The organism is Aliiroseovarius sp. F20344, from assembly GCF_023016155.1.
In the GTDB taxonomy this organism is placed as follows: Bacteria; Pseudomonadota; Alphaproteobacteria; order Rhodobacterales; family Rhodobacteraceae; genus Aliiroseovarius.
In genome coordinates, this window is the sequence record NZ_JALKBG010000003.1 from 154,715 (window position 1) to 176,626 (window position 21,912).

Annotated in this window: 20 protein-coding genes; 16 read left to right on the top strand and 4 right to left on the bottom strand. The window is 55.9% G+C overall.

Translation table 11 applies throughout. The features are described from left to right. Positions 1-121 precede the first annotated feature (121 nt). The 13 genes from MWU55_RS01315 to MWU55_RS01375 all read left to right on the top strand — a co-directional run bounded on the left by MWU55_RS01315 (position 122) and on the right by MWU55_RS01375 (position 12,161). On the top strand, positions 122-1,108 hold the full coding sequence (locus MWU55_RS01315) for an ester cyclase (RefSeq protein WP_246933896.1): 987 nt from the start codon (positions 122-124) through the stop codon (positions 1,106-1,108). Next, positions 1,105-2,622, top strand: a complete 1,518-nt coding sequence (locus tag MWU55_RS01320; RefSeq protein WP_246933897.1) for a GMC oxidoreductase — start codon at positions 1,105-1,107, stop codon at positions 2,620-2,622. Before MWU55_RS01315 ends, MWU55_RS01320 begins: the two co-directional genes overlap by 4 nt. Continuing rightward, positions 2,619-3,146 carry an ester cyclase gene (locus MWU55_RS01325; protein ID WP_246933898.1) on the top strand — a complete coding sequence of 176 codons (528 nt, stop codon included), beginning with the start codon at positions 2,619-2,621 and terminating at the stop codon, positions 3,144-3,146. Before MWU55_RS01320 ends, MWU55_RS01325 begins: the two co-directional genes overlap by 4 nt. A gap of 14 nt (positions 3,147-3,160) precedes the next feature. After that, positions 3,161-4,471 carry a histidinol dehydrogenase gene (hisD, locus tag MWU55_RS01330; RefSeq protein WP_246933899.1) on the top strand — a complete coding sequence of 437 codons (1,311 nt, stop codon included), beginning with the start codon at positions 3,161-3,163 and terminating at the stop codon, positions 4,469-4,471. After that, entirely contained in the window at positions 4,471-5,514 is a 1,044-nt protein-coding gene (locus MWU55_RS01335; protein WP_246933900.1) for an ester cyclase, read from the top strand. The genes hisD and MWU55_RS01335 overlap by 1 nt, the downstream gene beginning before the upstream one ends. Then, on the top strand, positions 5,514-6,278 hold the full coding sequence (locus MWU55_RS01340; RefSeq protein WP_246933901.1) for an SDR family oxidoreductase: 765 nt from the start codon (positions 5,514-5,516) through the stop codon (positions 6,276-6,278). Before MWU55_RS01335 ends, MWU55_RS01340 begins: the two co-directional genes overlap by 1 nt. After that, positions 6,275-7,294, top strand: coding sequence for a LacI family DNA-binding transcriptional regulator (locus MWU55_RS01345; RefSeq protein WP_246933902.1), 1,020 nt, complete (start codon positions 6,275-6,277; stop codon positions 7,292-7,294). The genes MWU55_RS01340 and MWU55_RS01345 overlap by 4 nt, the downstream gene beginning before the upstream one ends. After that, a complete protein-coding gene (locus MWU55_RS01350; RefSeq protein WP_246933903.1) occupies positions 7,291-8,265 on the top strand; it encodes an ester cyclase in 975 nt (324 codons plus the stop codon). The genes MWU55_RS01345 and MWU55_RS01350 overlap by 4 nt, the downstream gene beginning before the upstream one ends. Then, a complete protein-coding gene (locus MWU55_RS01355; protein ID WP_246933904.1) occupies positions 8,262-8,537 on the top strand; it encodes a hypothetical protein in 276 nt (91 codons plus the stop codon). Before MWU55_RS01350 ends, MWU55_RS01355 begins: the two co-directional genes overlap by 4 nt. Positions 8,538-8,668: 131 nt before the next feature. After that, complete coding sequence (locus tag MWU55_RS01360) at positions 8,669-9,631, top strand: cupin domain-containing protein (RefSeq protein ID WP_246933905.1); 963 nt, start codon at positions 8,669-8,671, stop codon at positions 9,629-9,631. 20 nt (positions 9,632-9,651) lie between these two features. Further along, positions 9,652-10,776, top strand: a complete 1,125-nt coding sequence (locus tag MWU55_RS01365) for a cobalamin-independent methionine synthase II family protein (protein ID WP_246933906.1) — start codon at positions 9,652-9,654, stop codon at positions 10,774-10,776. Further along, positions 10,773-11,465 carry an alpha/beta fold hydrolase gene (locus MWU55_RS01370; RefSeq protein WP_246933907.1) on the top strand — a complete coding sequence of 231 codons (693 nt, stop codon included), beginning with the start codon at positions 10,773-10,775 and terminating at the stop codon, positions 11,463-11,465. Before MWU55_RS01365 ends, MWU55_RS01370 begins: the two co-directional genes overlap by 4 nt. Beyond that, positions 11,466-12,161, top strand: coding sequence for an RraA family protein (locus MWU55_RS01375; RefSeq protein ID WP_246933908.1), 696 nt, complete (start codon positions 11,466-11,468; stop codon positions 12,159-12,161). Between the two features lie 217 nt (positions 12,162-12,378). On the opposite strand, the gene MWU55_RS01380 is transcribed toward MWU55_RS01375, so the two are convergent. From MWU55_RS01380 to MWU55_RS01390, 3 genes are read right to left on the bottom strand one after another with little or no spacing between them, the layout of a single operon-like run. Next, positions 12,379-12,687, bottom strand: a complete 309-nt coding sequence (locus MWU55_RS01380) for a hypothetical protein (protein ID WP_246933909.1) — start codon at positions 12,685-12,687, stop codon at positions 12,379-12,381. 11 nt (positions 12,688-12,698) lie between these two features. After that, positions 12,699-13,469 (bottom strand): nuclear transport factor 2 family protein, encoded by a 771-nt coding sequence (locus MWU55_RS01385; protein ID WP_246933910.1) that lies wholly within the window; start codon positions 13,467-13,469, stop codon positions 12,699-12,701. A 36-nt stretch (positions 13,470-13,505) separates the two neighbouring features. Further along, positions 13,506-14,300, bottom strand: coding sequence for a VOC family protein (locus MWU55_RS01390; protein ID WP_246933911.1), 795 nt, complete (start codon positions 14,298-14,300; stop codon positions 13,506-13,508). A 122-nt stretch (positions 14,301-14,422) separates the two neighbouring features. On the opposite strand from MWU55_RS01390, the gene MWU55_RS01395 reads away from it, so the two are divergent. The 3 genes from MWU55_RS01395 (at position 14,423) to MWU55_RS01405 (ending at position 18,323) form a co-directional block, all read left to right on the top strand. Next, a complete protein-coding gene (locus MWU55_RS01395) occupies positions 14,423-15,298 on the top strand; it encodes a LysR family transcriptional regulator (RefSeq protein WP_246933912.1) in 876 nt (291 codons plus the stop codon). Between the two features lie 813 nt (positions 15,299-16,111). Beyond that, on the top strand, positions 16,112-16,936 hold the full coding sequence (locus tag MWU55_RS01400; RefSeq protein ID WP_246933913.1) for a sulfotransferase: 825 nt from the start codon (positions 16,112-16,114) through the stop codon (positions 16,934-16,936). Between the two features lie 115 nt (positions 16,937-17,051). After that, positions 17,052-18,323: a polysaccharide pyruvyl transferase family protein gene (locus tag MWU55_RS01405; protein ID WP_246933914.1), complete on the top strand. Its 1,272-nt coding sequence runs from the start codon at positions 17,052-17,054 to the stop codon at positions 18,321-18,323. Positions 18,324-18,488: 165 nt separating this feature from the next. Here the strand turns inward: MWU55_RS01405 and MWU55_RS01410 are convergent, their stop codons facing one another. After that, on the bottom strand, positions 18,489-21,902 hold the full coding sequence (locus MWU55_RS01410) for a TonB-dependent receptor (protein WP_246933915.1): 3,414 nt from the start codon (positions 21,900-21,902) through the stop codon (positions 18,489-18,491). Positions 21,903-21,912: the final 10 nt, after the last annotated feature.

Sequence of the window (21,912 nt, forward strand, 5' to 3'; positions counted from 1 at the left end):
CTTGAATGTCGCTGCGCGCCGGTCAAGGAGACCAGGGCGGATTCCATTTGCTTCAACGCGGGCCGGGCCATGTGCCCGCACCGTCGAAGCAATTAGAATTCCAGTTTAAAAGGACGGCCCAATGCGCTCCCTCGACCGAACCCCTTACCTTGAATATGCCGCCGCGCAACGCCATCCTGGCAACTTCGCCCCGGCAACAGAACGTTTCTTTTCACCCAACGCCCAAATCAACGTGGTGCACCCGTTCAACGAAACTGGCAACGGCAGCTGCTATCACCATGCGGTGATTGCGCCGCTTCAGGCAGCCTTTTCCGGACTGTATCGCCGCGACGATATCGTTATGGCAGGACAGTTTGAAGATGGCGATTGGATCACCGCCACTGGTTATTACGTCGGTCACTTCAGCAGTGACTGGATAGGCATTCGGGCCACGGGTCGGTTGGCCTATCTGCGATACGGTGAATTTCACCGGATGGAAAACGGTGTCTCGGTGGAAAGCTATATCTATCTGGACATCCCGGAACTGATGATCGCATCGGGTCAATGGCCCATCTCTACCGGCCCGGGCAATGAGCGTGGATATACCGGCATGATCCACGGACCGGCTACGCGAGATGGTGTCATGATCCAGCCGCAGGATCCGGAAGAAAGTGCGAAAAGCTACCAGATCACCTCGGACATGTTGCTAAAGCTGGCGACCAAGGACGAAGCTTGGCGGCCTTATTGGCACGAAAACATGATGTGGTATGGCCCCGGTGCGTTCGGGTCATTCATCGGGATCGAGCATTTCGCATCCTTCCAGGTGCCCTTTGAAGGCCAATTCGACGGCTGGTCGGGTGGATCAAAGAACAACGGCATGACCCGCCATTTCACGCGTTTCGGCGATGGCAACTACTCCTGTTCGGGCGGGTGGCCTTCGCTGACTGGCGTCAATGTCAAATCCTTCCTTGAACAGGAACCTACTGGCGAGCGCGTTTTCATGCGTGTCTGCGACTGGTGGCGCCGCGAGGACGAACTTCTGGTCGAAAACTGGGTCTTTGTGGATGTTCCCCACGTGCTCAAGCAACTCGGACTTGATCTGTTTGCTGATCTGGAGATCGCGGGATGACCATGTCGGCTGATTTCATCGTCGTTGGCGCAGGGTCTGCCGGCTGTATCGCCGCCGCCGAGCTGGTCCGACGCGAGGCCGGTTCGGTCTTGTTGCTTGAGGCTGGCCCCACAGATAATTCGCCATTGGTGAAGATGCCCTTCGGTCTGGTCTGGATGATGGGCAGTTCAAAACGCGATTGGCGGTATGTCTCAACGCCACAAACACATCTTGGCGGGCGCCGCCTGAACGTTACGCGTGGCCGTATGGTGGGCGGATCAGGGTCGATCAACTCGATGGTCTGGTTTCGCGGGCGCAAGGATGATTTCGACAACTGGCAGCTTCCTGGTTGGACATGGTCCGATGTTGAACCTGCCTTCGAGGCCATTGAAGCTCGCCTGACCCCCAGCAGAATGCGCGGCGCGCACCCGCTGACCGAGGGCTTGCACAGCCTGTTCCCGGAACACGGAACAACGCCCCCGACACCCGAGCACGAAAGTGCTGGTGTGTTCGCATTCAACATGGTGGATGGACGCCGACGCTCGGCCGCAGATGGCTTCGTCAAACCTGCACCAGACGGGCTGAGTATCGTGACCGGGTTCGAGGTGGACAAGGTTCTTTTCAAAGACGGTACGGCCTGCGGGATACGCCTTGTGGATGGCAGCGAATTGCACGCAACCAAGGGTGTGATCCTATCGGCGGGCTCTATCGGGTCTCCGTCGATTTTGATGCGGTCTGGTGTTGGCCCTCGGGCTGATTTGGAAGCGCTTGGGATCGATGTTCGATACGACGCAGAAGAGGTCGGTGCCAATCTGCATGACCACCCCGCGGCCGGGTTGCATTTTGCGGGTCCAGGATCGGGCTATGGCATAACGCCCGCGCAAATGCCGGGTTGGGCGCTTGCACCGTTCCAATACCTGTTGGCCCGCAGTGGGCGTTTCGCTTCCCCGACCGTCGAAGGTGGCGGCTTCTTCAACGCGCGCGGATTGGACGAGGCCCCGGACGTTCAAAGCCATTTCATTCCCTTCAAGTTGGGATGGGAAGGCAAACGGTACGTGTATGGCTCGGGCTATTTCGCGGATGTTGGTGTCTGCCGTCCCAAATCACGCGGCGCGCTGAGGCTGACCAGCCGCGATCCGCAAGCCGCGCCAGATATCGATCTGGGGCTGTTCAATGACAGCTCGGACATGGACACGCTGGTGGCTGGATTGAAGCGGCTGCGAACCCTGATGGAGCAGGTGGATTTTGGCGCGAGGCATGCCCCAGAAGCCTTCCCCGGCCCAGCCGTGCAGTCTGACGACGCATTGCGGGCGCACATTAGGGATCGTGGTGCAACGGCCTATCACCCTGTTGGCACTTTGCGCATGGGCAACGGAGCCGCGCCTGTCGATCCGCGCCTTGCAGTGCGTGGCGCACGCGGGCTGTGGGTGGCGGATGCCTCCGTCATGCCGGCTGTCACGTCAGCAAACACCAACGCCCCGTCCATGATGATTGGCCATCGCGCCGCACAATTAATTGCAGAGGATGCAACATGAAAGGTTCCCGCCCCGAACAAGCGGTCTTAACCCGCGACACGGACATGTCAAAGACCGAAGACACTCGCCGGGTTATCGAAACCATGGTGGATGGTCTGAATGACCACCGCATCAACGATATTGGCGAATTTTTCAGCCAAGGCTTTCGTTGGATGGGCAATCAGGGTTGCGGTACGAAAGCCGGCCTGAAGGAATTTCAGGACAATTGGCAGCGCCCCTTTCAGGCGGCATTTTCCGACAAAACCTGCATCGACGAGGCCCGCCTTTATATGGGCGAATGGGCCGCAGCATTTGGCCGTCAGGAAGCCACCCATTCGGGTGAGTTTCTGGGTATCGCACCCACAGGAAAACGGGTCGAGATCCGCTATATGGATTTCTGGAAAGTGGTAGATGGCAAGATCGTCGACAACTGGGTGAATGTGGATTTCGCCCATGTGGCCGCCCAGTTGGGTGTCGACCTTTTCAACGGAGAAGGCTGGGAAGCATATGACAGGGGCGAACGTGAAGCCCCTCGTCCCGAGTAAGCGAGGAAAAAGCAATGACAATAGAATACCTCAAACGTGGCAAACCCGAAGCAGATCGCGCCGAAGACGATGCGAAAACGGCCGCCGTCGTGGCCGCAACACTGAAGGACATCGAGACGCGAGGCGATGCAGCCGTGCGCGAGCTTGCCAACAAGTTCGATGGCTATGACCGCGACAGCTATCGCCTGACGCAGGATGAAATCGACGCCCTGATCGCCAAGGTCAGCCCGCGCGACCTTGAAGACATCAAGTTTGCGCAGGAACAAGTGGTCAACTTCGCCCAAGCCCAACGCGACAGCATGCTGGATATCGAGGTCGAGACCATGCCCGGCGTCATTCTGGGTCACAAAAACATTCCGGTGCAGTCGGTCGGATGCTACGTGCCCGGCGGCAAGTTCCCGATGGTCGCCTCGGCTCATATGTCGGTCGCCACTGCCAAGGTCGCTGGCGTGCCGCGTATCATCGCCTGCACACCGCCCTTCAACGGAGAACCCAACCCCGCCGTGATCGCCGCGATGCATCTGGGCGGCGCACATGAGATCTATGTTCTGGGTGGCATTCAGGCCGTGGGTGCGATGGCTCTTGGTACGGAAAGTATCGACCCCGTTCATCTGTTGGTCGGCCCCGGCAACGCCTTTGTCGCCGAAGCCAAGCGGCAGCTATTTGGTCGCGTCGGGATCGACCTGTTCGCAGGCCCGACCGAGACCATGGTCATCGCCGACGAAACCGTCGACGCAGAGATGTGCGCGACCGACCTTCTGGGGCAAGCCGAACACGGCTACAACTCGCCCGCCGTTCTGGTGACCAACTCACGCAAACTGGCCGAAGAGACCCTGAGCGAAGTCGATCGCATTCTCAAAATCCTACCCACGGCAGGCACCGCTGGCGTCAGCTGGAAAGATTACGGAGAGGTTATCCTGTGTGACACTTATGACGAGATGCTGGAGGTTGCAGACGACATTGCGTCCGAGCATGTGCAGGTGATGACGGACCGCGATGATTGGTTCCTTGAGAACATGACCTGCTATGGTGCGCTGTTCCTTGGCCCGCGCACCAACGTCTCAAACGGCGATAAGGTGATCGGCACCAACCACACGCTGCCCACCAAGAAGGCTGGGCGATACACGGGTGGACTTTGGGTCGGAAAATATCTCAAGACGCACAGCTATCAGAAGATCACAACAGACGAAGCCGCGGCGAAGATCGGCGCCTACGGCTCGCGGCTCTGCCTGCTTGAAGGGTTCGTAGGCCATGCCGAGCAATGCAACCTGCGCGTCCGCCGCTATGGCGGTCAAAACGTGCCATATGGCGAGGCTGCCGAGTAATGAGCACGCCCGCGTATCTCAAATCCTTGATCGCGCCGCTGCGCGCGGCCATGTCGGAGTTCTCCGAGGGTGAAGTGCGCGCGGCTCTGACCAAGGTTCTGGCCAAGGACGCAAAGGTAAGGCTCTCACATCCCTTGGGCGACATGCCCGGGACCGAGCTTTACGAACGCGCCTATGCACCGCTCTTTGACGCCCTGCCTGATCTCGAACGTCGCGACATGCTTATCGTCACGGGAACGGATGGTGACGGGGCGCAGTGGATCGGCTGTCTGGGTCACTATATGGGCACGTTTGTTGCCCCATTTCTGGACATTCCGCCCACCGGGCATCTGGTCCATATGCGCTATCACGAGTTTTTTCGGCTGGATGGCGGCGCGGTGGTCGAGATTCAGGCGATCTGGGATGTGCCCGAGGTGATGATGCAAGCAGGCGCTTGGCCGATGTCACCTAGTCTTGGGCGCGAGTTCTGCGTGCCTGCTCCGATGACGCAAGACGGGCTTTCGGATCATGATCCATCCCGCAGTCAAGCCAGCCATGATCTGGTGATTGACATGCTCACCCACTTGTCGCGCCATCCGTCCGAAGGCGGGCCAGAAATCATGCAGGCCGAGCGTTTCTGGCACCCACGCATGAACTGGTATGGGCCTGCAGGTATCGGCACTGCGCGTGGCATTGCGGGCTTTCGCAACTGGCACCAGATCCCATTCTTGAACGCTTTGCCCGACCGCAAGGGCGGTACCACCGGCACGCTGAATTCGCACTTCTTTGCTGAAGGCAATTACGTCGCCGTGACCGGTTGGCCCAATATGCAAATGACTGTGACCGGAGGCGGTTGGCTGGGCATCGCCCCTGCTGGGCAGAAGATCACCATGAAGAGCCTTGATTTCTGGCGGATCGAAGGCGACCACATTCGGGAAAACTGGGTTTTGGTTGATCTGCTGGACGTCTATGCCCAGCTGGGCGTAGATGTGTTTGCCCGGTTGCGCGAGTTCAACAAAGCACGCGTTCCGGGTCGCATTCCATACCCGATAGGAGCCGCCTGATGACCCTGCCCAAAACCCCTTCATTCCGCCTTGATGGCAAACGCGCGTTAGTGGCCGGTGCTAGCTCTGGTATTGGGTTGGCGTGCGCTGCCGCATTAGGTGAAGCTGGGGCACAGGTAACATTGGCTGCCCGTCGCGCAGACGTTCTGGACGACCTGGTTGCTGAGATGCAGGCGGCAGGCATGTCCGCCAACGCACTGCCTTTGGATGTGGCGGATGTGGCGGGCACACAGGCAGCCATCGCAGAAAATGGGCCATTCGACATCCTTGTAAACTCTGCCGGGCTGGCGCGCCATAGCCCGGCCAGCGAAACGACAGAAGATGATTTTGACGCGGTCGCAAACCTGAACGTGAAAGGCGCTTACTTCCTGACACAGGCGGTCGCCAAGGGGCTGGTTGCTGCGGGCAAACCCGGAAGCCTGATCAATATCTCGTCGCAGATGGCGCATGTGGGCGGGCTGGATCGCGCGGTTTATTGCGCCACCAAACACGCGGTTGAGGGTTTCACGAAATCCATGGCGATCGAGTGGGGCAAAGCGGGCATTCGGGTCAACACGATCTGCCCAACCTTCATTCTGACCGACCTGACCCGATCAACTTTCGAGCAACCAGACAAACGTGCGTGGATCGAAGACAAGATCAAGTTGGGGCGCGTAGGCGAGGTTGGAGATATCATGGGCGCGGTAACCTATCTCGCTTCCGATGCCTCGGCATTGGTAACCGGCTCAGCCCTGATGATCGACGGAGGCTGGACCGCAGAATGAACACAACCAAGGTCACATCCCAACAAGTTGCCGAACGCGCAGGTGTCAGCCAATCGGCTGTCAGCCGTGTGTTCACACCTGGGGCCTCCGCTTCCAAAAAGACGATTGAGAAGGTGCGCAAAGCGGCAGCTGAGCTGGGCTATCGCCCAAATGTTCTGGCCCGGGCGATGGTGTCAGGCAAAAGCCGGATCATTGGCTTGATCGTGGCCTACCTGGAAAACCAGTTCTACCCCGAAGCGCTTGAAAAACTGTCGAACGAGCTGCAACAGCGTGGCTATCACGTTCTTATCTTTCTGGCCGAGCAAACGGCAGGAAATATCGACGCGGTTGTAGAGGAAATTCTTGATTATCAAGTGGATGGAATCATCGCAGCCTCGGTCGCCATGTCGTCAGACCTGTCCGAACGCTGCCGGGCCGCAGGCGTGCCGATGGTGCTGTTCAACCGGAGCCAAGATGACCCGAACATGTCAGCCGTAACCTCGGACAACTATGCTGGTGGGCGCAAGATTGCAGAGTTCCTGCTGGCCGCTGGGCATCGCAAAATCGGCCACATCGCAGGGTGGGAAGGCGCATCAACCCAACGTGACCGAGAGGCGGGCTTCATCTCGGCGCTCGCTGAGGCGGGGGTTACTTTGCATTCCCGTGCCTCGGGCGATTTCACCATGGAGAAAGCCGCCGAAGCCACCCGTAAGATGTTTGCATCAGACCCACCCGAAGCCGTCTTCGTCGCCAACGACCATATGGCTGTCGCAGTCATGGATACGCTGCGGTTTGAACTTGGCCTGAAGGTGCCCGACGACGTTTCGGTCGTGGGGTTCGACGATGTGCCTGCCGCTGGTTGGCCGGCCTATGACCTGACCACTGTGCGCCAACCTGCCAATCGCATGGTCGCTGACACGGTCGAAATCCTGCTCGACCAAATTGAAAACAACCAAGGCGAACCACGCCGGATCGCCATTGATGGCCCGCTGATCCTGCGCGGATCAGCCCGCATTCCAGAAGGATGGACCACATGAAGGGATTTAACCCAAAGTTTACCGATTTCCCGGACTACATCCTGAAAATTACCCGAGAGATCTGGGAAGAGCGCGGCATCGCCACTCTGAACCACTATTATGCCGAAGACATCCCGATGCGCTTTCCCGAGGGCGTGTCGATCGGCAACCAACGCACGATGAATGGCACGCTGGCCACGCTGGCTGAATTTCCGGACCGCGAATTGACGGGCGAGGATGTGATCTGGTCCGGCAACGAAGACGATGGTTTTCTATCTTCGCACCGCTTGCTGACCATGGGTACGCATACGGGCGGCGGCTATTTCGGACCTGCCACCGGCAAGCGGTTCGTGATCCGCGCCATTGCCGATTGCGCCGCGATCAATGACCAGATCAACGATGAATGGCTGATCCGCGACACCGCAGGCATTGTTTTGCAATTGGGAATGAAACCCAAAAAATTCGCACGCAACCTGATCGCGCGTGAAGGTGGACCGGCGCATTGCGTCAAACCGTTCTGCCCCGCTGTCGATGTCGAAGGCCCTTACAAAGGGCGCGGCAACGACAACGAATGGGGAGCACGAATGGCCGACATCCTGACCCGGATGATGGACAAGGATTTTGCCGTGATCCGTGCCGAGTACGACCGCGCCGTACAGACCGAGCATCCAGCCTCAACCACCGTGCATTCATGGGCGGATACTGAAAAGCTCTGGATGGGGCTGCGCGCGTCTTTCCCGAATGCAGAGTTTAAAATCGAGCACCAGATTGGGCGCGAAGATCCCATGCTTTCGCCGCGTGCTGCTATCCGTTGGAGCCTGCATGGCAAGCACGATGGATGGGGCATGTTTGGCCAGCCGACTGGGGCTGACGTCTATGTGATGGGCTTCACCCACGCGGAGTTTGGACCATACGGATTGCGCCGTGAATGGACATTGTTTGACCATGTCTCGATCTGGAAGCAGATCCTGATGCAGACGGGTGATCTATGAAAATTGGTCTATCAGTTGGTGAGCAAGGTGAAGCGATCTTATTCATGGATAGGAAGGCACGCGATGTAATCGTTGAGCGGCTCATGGCGCTTGAGCTTCCTGAGGGCAACTCATCAAATGAGCATTTCCATCTAATTTCGGAAGCTTGGGGCGGTAACGACCTGAGCGAACTCAATGAAGAAACGCTGAAAACCTTGAAGCATTCACAAGGACATCATTTGAAATTTCTTTTTCGACCCGAACGAAGCGAAGTTTGGAAGGATGAGGAATGAAACTTTTCGAAACCTTCCAGCTAAAACATCGTCATGGCTTCTTGGCATCTTTGCGCGCGCGTCGGCTAAACAATCGTCCCCCCGGAGGGCGGGTTTGAACCACTCAAACCCAAACCAAAGGAGATTAGAAAATGAGTAACATTGAGAACCACATCGTTCGCTACGGCGATCTGAAGCCCTGTAAAACCGCCTTCATCGACGCCCATACGCCGGGGTCGGATCAGAAGGAAAACTTCACCATCATCGGTGGCGGTGTGTCTGAAAGCCCTGACCAGCACGTGCATATCGCTGACCAGATCGGATTCAACATTGGCGCCGCTGGCCAACCACCACGTTGTCGCAACTCGCTGCATGACCACAACACCGCCGAGGTCTTCTTTGTCCTGAAGGGAAAGTGGCGGTTCTTCTGGGGCCGTTGGGGTGATGCTGGCGAGGTGACGTTGGAAGAGGGTGACATCTTCAACATCCCGACCGGCATATTTCGCGGGTTTGAAAACATCGGCACTGACTATGGAATGATCATGGCGGTCCTTGGCGGCGACGACGCTGGTGGTGGCGTGCATTGGGCACCACAGGTGATCGAGGATGCGGCGGACCATGGCCTCGTGCTGGGCGAAAACGGGGTGCTCTATGACACGAAGAAGGGCGATGAACTGCCCCACAACGTCAATCCCATGCCGCTCATGTCAGATGAAGACCTGGCCAAGCGGGCCGAGCCGACCACGGCAGACGTTCTGCCAAATCACGTTGCACGATACTGGGACTTGATGGCGTTGTCAGACAAACAGCCTGCCACGGTCATTGGTGCCGACGCGATCCTGCGTGATCGTCCCGGGTTCGAGGTGGATTTCCTGTCGCGCAACTCGATCTCGCCTGATGTGCACACGCATGATCAGAACACCGTTCTGATGCCTGTGCGCGGGCATTGGAAAGTCAGTATCCAAGGGGAAGAAAGTGTTCTGAACCCAGGCGACACCTGCCTGATCAAAGCAGGCGAGGCGCATTCCGTCACGCCGTCTATGACGGGCGAAGCCAGCCTCTATCGTATCCGCGCAACGGACGACCCAGCTGGCCTGACCGGTTCGGTAGAATAATCAAAGGGAGAGCGCCCATTATGACCAAGATTAAGACAACTCATGTGGGCTCTTTGCCGCGCACTCAGGACGTCGTGGATTTCATTTTCGCGCGCGAGAACGAAACGCCATTTGATCAGGCCGCATTTGATACGTGTATGACCTCGGCCGTCTCGGACACAGTTCGCAAACAGGTTGAGGCTGGGATCGACATTGTCTCGGACGGTGAAACGTCCAAGATTTCCTATGCCACTTATGTGAAGGATCGCTACACCGGTTTTGGGGGTGACAGCCCGCGCAACGCGCCCGCCGATCTGAAGATGTTCCCGGGTTTTCTGCAGCGGTTGGCGGATGACGGTGGCACGCCGCAATATGCGCGCCCAATGTGCGTGGGTGAGGTGAAGTCCAAGGGGCAAGGCGAGCTTGAGAAAGACATCGCGAACCTCAAGGCCGCAATGGACGAGCATGGTGCGGAACGTGGTTTCATGAACGCCGCCAGCCCCGGTGTGATTTCGCTCTTCCTGCAGAATGACTACTACAAATCGCGTGAGGCCTATCTGGCAGCTCTGGCCGACGCTATGAAGACGGAATACGAAACCATCGTTGCTTCGGGGCTGGATCTTCAACTGGATTGCCCAGACCTTGCCCTGTCGCGTCACATGCTGTTCACCGACCTTTCAGATGACGAGTTCATCAAGGTGGCGAACTTGCATGTCGAGGCATTGAACCACGCGTTGTCCGACGTGCCTGCCGATAAAGTGCGCGTCCATATTTGTTGGGGTAACTACGAAGGTCCCCATTGCTGTGACATTCCAATGTCGAAGATGTTCGACACGCTGATGTCGACGAAATCGCGCTATGTGCTGTTTGAGACCTCTAACCCCCGTCACGGGCATGAATGGACGACCTTCCGCAATCGCAAGGCGGACATTCCTGATGACAAGGTTCTGGTGCCCGGCGTCGTCGACACCACCACCAACTTTGTGGAACACCCTGAATTGGTTGCACAGCGCATTGAACGCTTCGTCGACATCGTCGGCACAGACCGCGTGATCGGCGGATCAGACTGCGGTTTTGGTACCTTTGCGGGCTTTGGCGCGGTCGACCCAGACATCGCCTATGCCAAACTGTCAGCCCTGTCCGAAGGGGCAGCGTTGGTCAAATGACGCCACTTGTCCTGATCCCCGGCATGATGTGCGACGCGAGGCTGTTTGAGCCCCAGATCGCTGCATTTTCGGGCCGTCGGGCCGTCATTTGTGCTCCGATCTCGGCGCATTCCAGCGTCGAGGAATTGGCAGCGGGTATTTTGTCTTATGCACCGTCGCGGTTCGCGTTGCTGGGCCTGTCGATGGGCGGGATCGTTGCGATGGAAATCTTGAAGCAGGCCCCCGAGCGGGTAGAGCGTATAGCCCTTCTTGACACCAACCCCTTGGCCGAACAAGAGGTGGTAAAAACCCGTCGTCTGCCCCAGATGATGGCCGTGCGCGAGGGCAATCTTTCCTCGGTCATGCGCGACGAAATGAAACCCAATTATCTAAGCGACGGCCCGCGCAAAGCTGCGATCCTCGATCTTTGCATGGATATGGCGCTCGAACTCGGGCCGCATGTCTTTCTGAACCAATCGCGTGCCCTGATGGACCGCCCCGATCAGTCCGAGACATTGCGAAACACCGATCTCCCCGCATTGGTTCTGTGCGGGCGAGAAGATACGCTCTGCCCGGTGTCTCGCCACGAACTGATGGCCGAGTTGATCCCGGATGCGCGGCTCGAAATTATCGAGGGGGCCGGTCATTTGCCGACATTAGAGCAACCGGAAAATACCAATGCAGCGCTTGCCCGCTGGCTGGAGGATTAAATGGACGACACGCTTCTAAACCTGCTGAAGAAGGTCGACACACCGACCGTGTGCAATGCCATCGAAGTGGCGCAAGGCAAACGCGGGTTCAACGCTTTCACACGTGGCACGATGTTGGCCTCACATCCCGATGCACCCGCCATGGTCGGATACGCACGCACTGCAAAGATCGCAGCTGTGGCGCCGCCAGAAGAACCACCGGAAGTCATCAAATCCCGCCGCATGGATTACTATCGTCATATGGCCGAAGGGCCGCGCCCAGCCATCTCGGTTGTGGAAGACATCGATTTCCCACATTGCATCGGCGCATATTGGGGCGAGATCAACACGACGGTTCACAAAGGCTTTGGCCTGTCTGGTGCATTGACCAACGGCGTAATGCGCGATCTGGGGGATCTACCCGACGAATTCCCAGTCGTCGCCGGCTCCATCGGCCCCAGCCATGGGTTTGTGCATGTAAAAGAGATCGGAACAACCGTATCCGTGTTCGGTTTGGAGATTGCCGATGGAGATTTGGTTCACGCCGACCGGCATGGCGCGCTTGTCATTCCGCCCGAGGTTCTTCCAGATCTGGAAGAGGCCATCCACCGTCTGCTCGACACTGAAAAACTGGTTCTTGAACCCGCACGCAAGGACGGATTTGATTTCGACGCTTTCGAAGCTGCGTGGGCAGCCTTTGAAGCTGCACGTACCTAGTAAGATGGGCCGTTTTCTGCCCCAATCCGCTCTACTTTGTCTGCACCCCACCGAAGGTGAACTCTGCGATGCGCTGTAAGCTCTAATCCCCCCAAGACACCCCATGATCAAGCGGCCACCAAAACGGATAAGTACCCGTGAACTAACACGGGTACCTTTCCTGAATTCGCAAGCCTAAGGCGCCAGATTGTAGCGCGTCATAGCCATTGTGGATGCATCAATCATGCTCATGAATGTTTCTGCGGCCGGGGGCAGAAGCAAAGCTATCCATCGAGGCTTGGGCCTCTTCTGGACTTTTCCAGTTTACAACAACCGCCCATTTGCCGTCGCTGAATGCCGACTGACGCGAGATAAACCCGGGCTGCTTGCTAACGTGTTCGTCTTCCATCGCCTTGTCGATGGGTGCAAAAGCCTCGGCCGTGACGCATTCAGCTAGGTTCATGGTAATGATCTCGATCACCCCATTGTCTTGTGCCATTGCTGCGCTCCCTAAAAGCATGAAAGCTGTCGTCAGTAGTGCTTTCATTTTGTTCTCCATCAAAATTTACCGTTTTCGTGAGCCATCTTGGCAGGGATATCCGCGATCACATCCCAGTGCTCGACGATCTTGCCGCCATCCACGCGGAACAGGTCGAAGAAAGCCGTCGGTGCGCCACCTAGCGCACCTTCGGATGCAGTGAAAACGAAATCACCTTCGGCAACAACCATGTGCAGATCAGTGTAAACCATCTGGATGCCCTGCTCCGCCATGGCGGCCAGAGCGGCACCGAGGCCTTCCAAACCGTCGGAGATTTGGCTGTTGTGTTGGATGTAAGTTTCGGTAGACAGGAAATCGGTGATCCGATCGACAGCGCCCTTTTTTAGAATGGTTTCAACGAAGTCTGTGACCAGGGCCTTGTTTTCGGCGGTCTTGGCCAGATCAGAGACCTCGGTCGGACCATTGGTCTGTGTGTGCCCTGATGGGTTCGGCGCGGCGACTGGCGTCAAGTTGTCCCAATGCTCTGCCACCTTGCCGTCTTCGACCCGGAAGACATCGAAGCCAACCAGCGCCTCGGCACCAAATGCCTGTGCATTTGTATATGTCGTGTGCAGTACGACCAGGTCGCCCTCGGCGATGACGCGATGAATTTCGACTTCGATCCCGCTTTCCTTGAGGCCTGGGATAAACCCAAGGATCGGTGCCGCGCCGGTCGGAACCGCTGGGTTATGTTGAACATAGTTCTTGGCAAGCAACTGCTCAGCCGCCGAGGGCTCGAAGTTGATAAAGATGGCTGCAACAACCTCTAAAACAATCTCTTTAGGTGTCATGGGTAGTCTCCTTGATTTGGTTGGTTGTGACGGGGTTCAAGCGGCGCGAACCTGCGCCGAAGTGACTTTGAATTCTGTTCCCCAGGGATCGAAGAGGTGGCCTGGGGACAATACGTTTGGTGATGCAAGCAGCTCGACGCTGGACAGACCGGTCGCGCCTTTAGATCGCTGATCTGCCCCATGCGATTGCCATTCGTTAACGGCAAGGTGGTGATGGTAGCCGCCGGACCCGAACCAGCGTGCAGAGGGACGTTGGAATGTTTGCGCCATGCTGATCTTGCCAGTGATGAACTCGGCGGCTTTCGTCACATTACCCACCCTCAGGTGGACGTGGCCGATAACGGTATCTTGTGGCACGCCTTTCCATTGACCCGAGTTCTTTGTGAGCGCGCGAAGGTTAAGCGGGTGCGTGGTCATTTGCACCGTGCCCCCGATACGGCTCCAAGCATCGCGCGGCAGGTCTCGGTAGATCTCAACTCCGTTTCCTTCCGGATCGTTGAGATAAAGCGCTTCACTGACACCGTGATGTGATGCTCCATCAATCCTCACACCACGCTCGCCGGCATAGACCAACCACGCGCCGAGATCTTGCTGGGATGGTAACAAGAAGGCCGTATGGAAAAGGCCCGCTTCCCATGGAAACGGTGTGGCATTGCGATCCTCGCGCAATTCAATCAACGCGGTGGCGTCTGTACCCAGAAGTGCCATTTCACCGCTGCGCTGGATTAGGCCAAGACCTATGACGCCTTCGTAAAAAGCGACCATCTGGTCCAGATCGCGGACGGTCAATGTGACCCGACCGATCGAAATAGGGGCGTCTGACGTTGCCATGTTGGTATCTCCTGCGTTTCCAATTGAGAGGAACTTAGTCATGGTTATTTGACCGCAAAATGGCGATAAGTAGGATTAAGTGTCGCCATTTTGGAGATAATCAGTTGGACCGAATTGATGGGATGCAAAGTTTTGTTGCCGTTGTGGAGACCGGTTCATTCGCTGCAGCAGGCCAGCGTTTGGGTATATCCAATAAGCTTGTCAGCAAACGCGTGGCCGGGCTTGAAAACCAACTTGGCATGTCATTACTGCATCGCACGACGCGATCCATGTCGCTTACTCACGAAGGCGAGCGATATCTGGAAGGCGCGCGACGCGTCCTTGCAGAGCTAGAACATCTGGAATCTGAATTTGACAGCACCGGGGGGCTTAAAGGGACTGTCCGTGTCGCAGCACCGCTTACCTACGGGGATACAGCTGTGGCCTATGCGGCCAATCGCTTTGTCGAACAACACCCAAACGTCACCATCGAGTTAGAGTTGTCAGATCACTATGTCGATCTGGCCAAAGGTGGTTTCGATATCGCGATCCGGATCGGCAACCTGAGTGATTCAAGCCTGATTGTCCGGAAACTTGGCGAAACGAGCATGAAAGTAGTTGCTGCCCCGACCTATCTCGAGAAACACGGAGCACCCGATCATCCCTTCCAGCTATCTGACCACGTTTGCATCCGAGACGCAAATAACCCAGACCCCAATCGCTGGTTCTTCAACATCGATGGGCAACAGGCGCTGGTTCCGGTCGCGGGCCCATTTCTTGCCAATAGCCCACCCGCATGCCTGGTGCCAACACGGGCGGGTTTGGGGGTCTTCATGTGCCCAGATGTATTTCTTGGGGATGACCTTAAGACAGGGCGATTGATCGAGCTTCTATCCGGATTCCCATCGCGCACATTGCCAATTCAGTCTGTACAACTGCCATCAGCGTTTCGAAAATCGCGCGTGAAAGTGTTTGTTGAATTCATGAGCAGAGAAATCAGAGAAGCGGCCACTGAATGACGCGCAGGATTAGCTAACGTAGGTCGTTTACACCCGGGCCCAAAGAAAGCCTACAGGCCGTCCTGAAGTGATCGAAGACCTGCGTTACAACAGACAAACCTGACATGGTGACGGCTTAACCAAGATTCTTGGCGCGGCGTTGTGTCGATCAACACAAGAACGCGGCCCATTTGAAATGCTGCCCCTTAGCTGCAATGCCTAGTAACGACCCCCTAGATCGACTACTGAGGCACGGAGCGATTTGATCTACGCGGTTTTTTACAATCGGACCGCACAAAAAACGCACAGTTCTGGCAGTTTCCAAACAACGACTTAGCGTCTTTTTTGTTTAAGCTAGCCTATGAAGACGATGGAATATTAGGGCAACCTGGCGTGTTGAATTGATCGGTGGAGATTTTCGGTTTCATAAACACATCTCAAAGCTGTCGACATACGCTTCACGCGTGCCAAATCTCATGGTTTAGCGCCGCTCATGTGGACGGTGCTATGCCACGCCGCAAACATGTTCGCTGCTCAAGACATCGATACGAATTGGCTTGCAACGAGAAGCCGTTTCACAGATTTCACAGCTTAAGCCGTTTTCAAAGCGCCCGCATAGCGCGCATATCCCCACAAAGCCCTGAAATTCAGTCCAAAATCCGGTCAAATTCGTCGCAGCCCTTGACAGCTCAGTACAGCTGCCATGATCCTGACACGGAACGTTTAATCGAAACGGGGAATTTAACCTCCCAAAAACCTATTTTTCATTTGCTTGATACGATCGGCAATTACCGGTCCGTTTTCCAGCGCATCAATCGGAGACGCCACTAGCCAATGCATTTCAGCGATATCGATTTTGTAATAATTGGCGCCGCAAAGTCGGCAACAACCTGGCTTCAGCAACAGTTGCAGGCGGATCCGGCAGTTCACATGCCTGATCCGGAACTTCACTACTTTTCCAGAGAATATAGTCGTGGACAGGATTGGTATTTTTCGCAGTTCAACGAAGAACTGAGTGATCGGATTGTTGGCGAGAAATCCAATTCCTATCTTTACGAACCCGACTCTGCGATGCGTCTTCACAATGACATGCCGCACGTGAAGCTGATCGCTCAACTGCGCAACCCGGTAGAGCGTGCCTATTCCAGTTACTGCATGCGGTTTAGGCGCGGTGAAGTTGGCCCTGATATTGAATCCTACCTCGATCCCACCTTGGGTGAAAATCTCAAGTATCTGATCTCTGGAAAATTCGCGTCGCATTTGCAAACCTATATCGACCTCTATGGACGCGATAAGCTTCTGATCCTGTTTTTCGAAGGAGTGGCGCAGGACCCAGAAGGGCAGATGTCGCAGGTTCGCTCTCACATTGGCTTGCCTCAACGCTCAATTTCTTCAATTGGGCGAGCGAAGGTAAAGGACAAGAAGTCGCCGACTGTTTCGCCCAAATTGCGCAAGAGCCTTGCATGGTTGAAGCCGATTGTGCGGCCTTTGCGCGGAACTTCGGGGTTCGAGGCAATCCGTGGGATGGTGACACGTGAAATTCAGTATCCACAGTTAACAGATGAACTGCGAAACCGCCTGAATGACTATTATCATCCTTCCATAGAGGCGCTTGAAAAGATGAGTGGTCAGTCGCTGAGCCATTGGTATGACTCATAGGATTGAACCTGCTAATAATACATTTGCCTTGATAAACGCGTTCGAGCTGGCCCAAGGCCTTGGTGTAGACCACATGATAACTTGATGCTTAATAAGAAACGACACCGGCGAAAGCTTGGAAAAACGAAAAGGGGATGTGGAAGCGCAATGTCTTCCGCTTATTAAAATGAAAAAGTTTATTATCACCGGAATCCAGATGAGGAACAAAGGCTCTCAAGCCATGTTTCTGTCCCTATGCTACGGTTTGAAGTCGATCTTCAAAGATTGTGAAGTCGTTGGTTTTTCGAACAAATATGACTCGCCTGAACAATATGCCTTCGAGTTGTTGCCATATGATGACTACACGCGCCTGGTGTTCAAATACCACCTGAACAAGATACCATTTTTGGAGCCCCTGCTCACGCGTTACGCGGGACAACGCAGAAAAACTGACAAATGGAACGGCGCAGTGCCAGCAATGGAAAAAGCGTTGCGGGAAGCAGATGCCATTTTGGATGCAAGCGGTTACACACTCGGCTCGGGCTGGCCTAAAGGTGGCGGCGAGATGCTGCTGCAGACGATCAGGCTCGCCAAGCGTTACAACAAGAAGATCATCCTTATGCCCCAAAGTTTCGGGCCATTTGATTGGGATGATGGCGGCAACAATGAAGAGTTCCTTAAGAAGGTAAAAAAAGAGCTGTCTTACGCCACAAAAATCTATCCACGTGAGAAAGAAGGCTACGCGTGCCTTGAATCTCTTGGTTTGAACAACATCGAGTTGTCGTCAGACATGGTCATCCGAGAAAAGCTTTTCCCAACAGCGAGCGAAATCTACGCTCGCTCTAGCGATGAGGAGCTGGAATACCCAGCTGAAGGTTCTGTTGGCTTCATTATCAACGAGAACGTGTTCCGAATTGGCGATTCAGATGCAGTCTTTGATCTTTACGCCAAGGCGTTGGACAGATTGGTCGATAAGGGCGAGAACGTGTATATCCTGAACACGTCCACAGCCGATGATCACCTTGTTGAAAGTGTTCTGAAAAAAACAAAGAACCGCGACAAGGTGAGCTTGATCACCAAAGAGTATGCGAGCCCGGAGCTGATCGAGATTATCGGGAAGTTCAAATACATCGTCGCATCCCGATACCACTCGGTGGTGTTCGCTTACAGAAGTGGCGTTCCGGTGATCATTCTTGGCTGGGCCAACAAATACATCGACCTCGCGGAGCATTTCCAACAGGAAGAGTACGTGTTTGACATTCGCAATCCCGGGGTCGATCAAATCATCGAAACGATCGACAGGATGGGCGAAAACCATGAACAGGAATCTCGCCGTATCAGTGCGCGATTGGAAAGCCTTCAGGCCACTTCTGTTATTAAAGATGCGGTTGATGCACTGAACGGCTAAGTGTGTATGACTTGTGGCGCTTCCATACTTGTTGGTTGCGCCACACGACCATTTTGGACCGTACTAGTCGGATCCAATTGCTTATTGTGATGGCACCGATTGCCCGCAAATCACTGATGTTTTTTTGCGTGGCAAGCACTGGTGCAAAGTCATGGATCTATCCACTTAGAACTTGGCCACGATGTTCAGGAATGCGCCTTCGTCGTTGAAGGTCATATCCGTCAGGTCATCGCTAAAGCTGCCAAAGTTATAGCCAACCCCGATCTTCGCGTTGTCACCTAAGTGTCTGTACACCGCACCAAGGAAGCTGGTTTCCGAAACACCTGCCTGCTTGGCCTCCAAATGGCGCGCCTCAAACAGCATGTCCCAATTGTGCACCACGTGATAACGCGCATTCAGAACAGCTAGGCCCGCGTCATTTTGCTGGAACGCGACGCCTTCGCTGGGTGAAGACAAGGATTTGCGCAGACCAACTTTACCGCCCATGGTCCATTTGGGTGATAGATCATACTCAACATCGAAGGACAGGATGTGGCTTTCCTGGCGGGTGCCACGTTCGCTTGTGTTGTCGACGATCTGTCCCACCGAGTCGTGGAAATAGCGGTATTGGAACAGCATGTTTAGACGGTCATGTTCGATCGGGCGGAAGGCATATCCCAGCACCGCGTCGGTATAGATTCCGTTGTCCAGCGCTGGATCGACGCTTTCAATATTCGTGTGGTCGACCGAGAAGACGAACCGGCGACTTTCGTCGATCTTGTAGCGACCTGAGGCCGCCAACCGCCACGCATCCGCGTCCCGGACGGTGCCCGTAGTTATCCCGCGATCCCGGCGGTATTCGAGCTTCGCAGCAAGGCTCAGCGCTTCGCCGTCATCATAGCGGGCACCGATCGAGAACGCGTTGCGTTCGTAATCACCATTGACGTCATCATCAATGCGACCCATTTCAAACCCGCCCGAGAAGGTCAGATAATCATCGTAGTCATATTCGACGCCATAGGCGCTGACCAGCGAGCGATGCGCGCCAAAAACGTCATAGGTGTTTTCGCCGTAAATCTTTACGTCATCGCTGACTTGCCGCTTGCCACCCAGCACAAATCGTCCGCTGTCCGAGCCATTCAGTGTCACGCCAGACAGTTCGCGTCCGGGTTCAAGCCGGTACCCGAAATATGCGCTGTCATAGCCATCGCTTTGGTAATTGAAGATCAGGTCAGCCCCGAAACCATCGGTGCCATCAGACAGTTCACCTTCCACAGTCCAGTTCTGCGCAAAGCGATATTTGGCACCTGCCCCGTAGCGGTCATTCCGTTTCAACCCGCCGGATCGGCTCAGCGTGTGCTGCCCAAAGGCATAAAGCGTCAGATCGTCGCTTTGCTTATATGTCACGCGAACGGCAGCATCCGTGCGACGGCCAGTTTCATCCGCGGCTCCGCCGGGTGTGACTTTGTCGAGCTGTTCAACACCAAGATCCAGCGTCACGCGGTCTGTCGCCTTGAACGACACCTCGGCACCAAGTTCCGTCAATTCCTTGCCGGTGCTGTCGCTATAGTCATCTGCATAAAGACGGAAGGACAACCGCTCGGTCGGCTCGGCCTCAAGCGTCACGCCCCAAAGCTCTTCGTCATTGGCAATCTGGTAGTCCAGCGTCGAGAAGCCCGCGCTGCGTTTTTCATAATACCCTGTCACGCGGCCGGGCATGGCGAGTCCAAGATCGGCAAACTCTGCTTGTCCTTTGGTGCGCCAAGCCTCACCTGTGCCATCTGTAAGACCTGCCGTCGCGGTCGTGGTGACGATCAAACCACCATCTGAACTGATCGACGATCCAAAGCCCGGGCCCTCTGTTTCGGCGTATTCAAGCTCGACGAAGCTTTCTTCGCCGAATTGCAAACGCACATCCGCACCGACTGCGGTTTGATCGGCAATGTCTGTTTGTTCGACCATACCGGTGACGCCGAAGCGAAGACTGTCTGTGGCCCAGGCCTCGACCCGACCGCCGTAGGACAGGCCATCAAGATCCGCACCCGGCGTGTATTCATATTGCACGGCAAGGCGCACATTCTGGTCGCCTCCCGGTTCAGAAACCAGATCATCACTGCCGCCAAAGGACGACAAAGGACTGACAAGCGTCACAACACCTTGGCTGTAGTCAATCTCGTAATCCTGACCATGCACGAGTTGCCGAGTTGAAATCAGACGTCCTGTGCGCTTGTCACGCAGCTCGACCGAGATCGTCTCGGACCCCAGCATCAGATCATCACGCGCCAGAAAATAGACCGACCCACCGGTTCCGTCGAAATACTCGCGTCCCGGAAGGCGGTCTGGGCTTGCGGCGTATACCTCGGCCGCAACACGGCTTTCACCACGCTGGGTTTGCAGCGGTGAGCGATACAATGCCTGAGCACCATAAAGCGTGCGCTCATTGCGAAGGTAGGTGCTGTTCTCAATTTCGCTTTTGTAGTTGCCCCACAGGATGTGGCTGCCATCACGTTCGGCGCGTAGGTAGATCTTGCCGTCAGAAGGCGCACCATCAATCAGCGTGCTGTCATCCCCATAGGTCGGATAGGCATCTTCCAGCGTCATTCGGCGCAAGCGTGCTTGCGGGTCTTTTTCATCCAGATCTTTGAACAGGTTCTTGAACTCGTCCTCGCCCGTGTCGATACGCGCGGTCAGGTCCCAGCCATTGGCGGTTTTGCCGGTGATGTAGCCCGCAACACGCCCATATCCATAGTCGCGCTCAAACGGACCGCCGGCAGCGTCAGAGCCGCCCTGAAACTTGCGCCCAAACGTCAGATCAATTTGCGCGGTTCCAAACCATTCGGCTTGCGGGATCGTGATCTGGCGCTCCAGATATCCAACCCGCGTGCCCGGTGCGGACACTCCAACCGCGTGGTCTCCCGGTGGCAGAATGCGTTGAATGACAAAACTGCCAGAACGATCTGCGACAACGCTTTCGTTCAAAGTTCTGATCGTGCCACCCGGTACAACGTTCGAGCCGCTGACGGTGACAGCGCCACCGCGTACCGGAATGCGTCGACGCCCTGCGGTATCAACACCTGCCTCGGCTTTGTCCGATCTGCCTGCATTGCTTCGCGACGAAATCGCGGAAGGAACGGTTTCATCATAACGGCCAAGCCGGTCATAGACGCGGTGCGCAATGACGATGCCTTCGCCCTCGGGCATGGTGAACTTCACCTCGCCATTCGGCGCGATGGGAACAACCTTCACGGTGCGCGCACCACCAAGGGCCCCCGTTTCAATCAAACGCAGTTCACCACGTGTAACAAACGCCGGGTAATTCAGTTCGCTGCGCACATGAACAGTGTCACCCGCCTTTGGGGTGCCTGAATTGAGTACAACCAAGGTCAGGCGCGGCGTTACGCCTAAGCCATCGAACTTTACCTGAAGCTCGGCCTCGGCCAATTGTTGATCAACCTGACGAACAGCCTTGGCCAGTGACGGATCACCTGCATAGGGTTCGTCATTGATGGTGATGCTGAACCCCTCTTGCGCGTGTGCGGTACCAATTAGCGCAAGCGCGGATGCGCTGCAGGCCAAGGTCAGTTTTACAAACCGGTTCATCATATTATAC

Excerpts from the sequence above, each read along its gene's own strand:
- MWU55_RS01315 (WP_246933896.1), top strand. The coding sequence starts at position 122 with ATGCGCTCCCTCGACCGAACCCCTTACCTTGAATATGCCGCCGCGCAA.
- MWU55_RS01320 (WP_246933897.1), top strand. The coding sequence starts at position 1,105 with ATGACCATGTCGGCTGATTTCATCGTCGTTGGCGCAGGGTCTGCCGGC.
- MWU55_RS01325 (WP_246933898.1), top strand. The coding sequence starts at position 2,619 with ATGAAAGGTTCCCGCCCCGAACAAGCGGTCTTAACCCGCGACACGGAC.
- hisD (WP_246933899.1), top strand. The coding sequence starts at position 3,161 with ATGACAATAGAATACCTCAAACGTGGCAAACCCGAAGCAGATCGCGCC.
- MWU55_RS01335 (WP_246933900.1), top strand. The coding sequence starts at position 4,471 with ATGAGCACGCCCGCGTATCTCAAATCCTTGATCGCGCCGCTGCGCGCG.
- MWU55_RS01340 (WP_246933901.1), top strand. The coding sequence starts at position 5,514 with ATGACCCTGCCCAAAACCCCTTCATTCCGCCTTGATGGCAAACGCGCG.
- MWU55_RS01345 (WP_246933902.1), top strand. The coding sequence starts at position 6,275 with ATGAACACAACCAAGGTCACATCCCAACAAGTTGCCGAACGCGCAGGT.
- MWU55_RS01350 (WP_246933903.1), top strand. The coding sequence starts at position 7,291 with ATGAAGGGATTTAACCCAAAGTTTACCGATTTCCCGGACTACATCCTG.
- MWU55_RS01355 (WP_246933904.1), top strand. The coding sequence starts at position 8,262 with ATGAAAATTGGTCTATCAGTTGGTGAGCAAGGTGAAGCGATCTTATTC.
- MWU55_RS01360 (WP_246933905.1), top strand. The coding sequence starts at position 8,669 with ATGAGTAACATTGAGAACCACATCGTTCGCTACGGCGATCTGAAGCCC.
- MWU55_RS01365 (WP_246933906.1), top strand. The coding sequence starts at position 9,652 with ATGACCAAGATTAAGACAACTCATGTGGGCTCTTTGCCGCGCACTCAG.
- MWU55_RS01370 (WP_246933907.1), top strand. The coding sequence starts at position 10,773 with ATGACGCCACTTGTCCTGATCCCCGGCATGATGTGCGACGCGAGGCTG.
- MWU55_RS01375 (WP_246933908.1), top strand. The coding sequence starts at position 11,466 with ATGGACGACACGCTTCTAAACCTGCTGAAGAAGGTCGACACACCGACC.
- MWU55_RS01380 (WP_246933909.1), bottom strand. The coding sequence starts at position 12,687 with ATGAAAGCACTACTGACGACAGCTTTCATGCTTTTAGGGAGCGCAGCA.
- MWU55_RS01385 (WP_246933910.1), bottom strand. The coding sequence starts at position 13,469 with ATGACACCTAAAGAGATTGTTTTAGAGGTTGTTGCAGCCATCTTTATC.
- MWU55_RS01390 (WP_246933911.1), bottom strand. The coding sequence starts at position 14,300 with ATGGCAACGTCAGACGCCCCTATTTCGATCGGTCGGGTCACATTGACC.
- MWU55_RS01395 (WP_246933912.1), top strand. The coding sequence starts at position 14,423 with ATGCAAAGTTTTGTTGCCGTTGTGGAGACCGGTTCATTCGCTGCAGCA.
- MWU55_RS01400 (WP_246933913.1), top strand. The coding sequence starts at position 16,112 with ATGCATTTCAGCGATATCGATTTTGTAATAATTGGCGCCGCAAAGTCG.
- MWU55_RS01410 (WP_246933915.1), bottom strand. The coding sequence starts at position 21,902 with ATGAACCGGTTTGTAAAACTGACCTTGGCCTGCAGCGCATCCGCGCTT.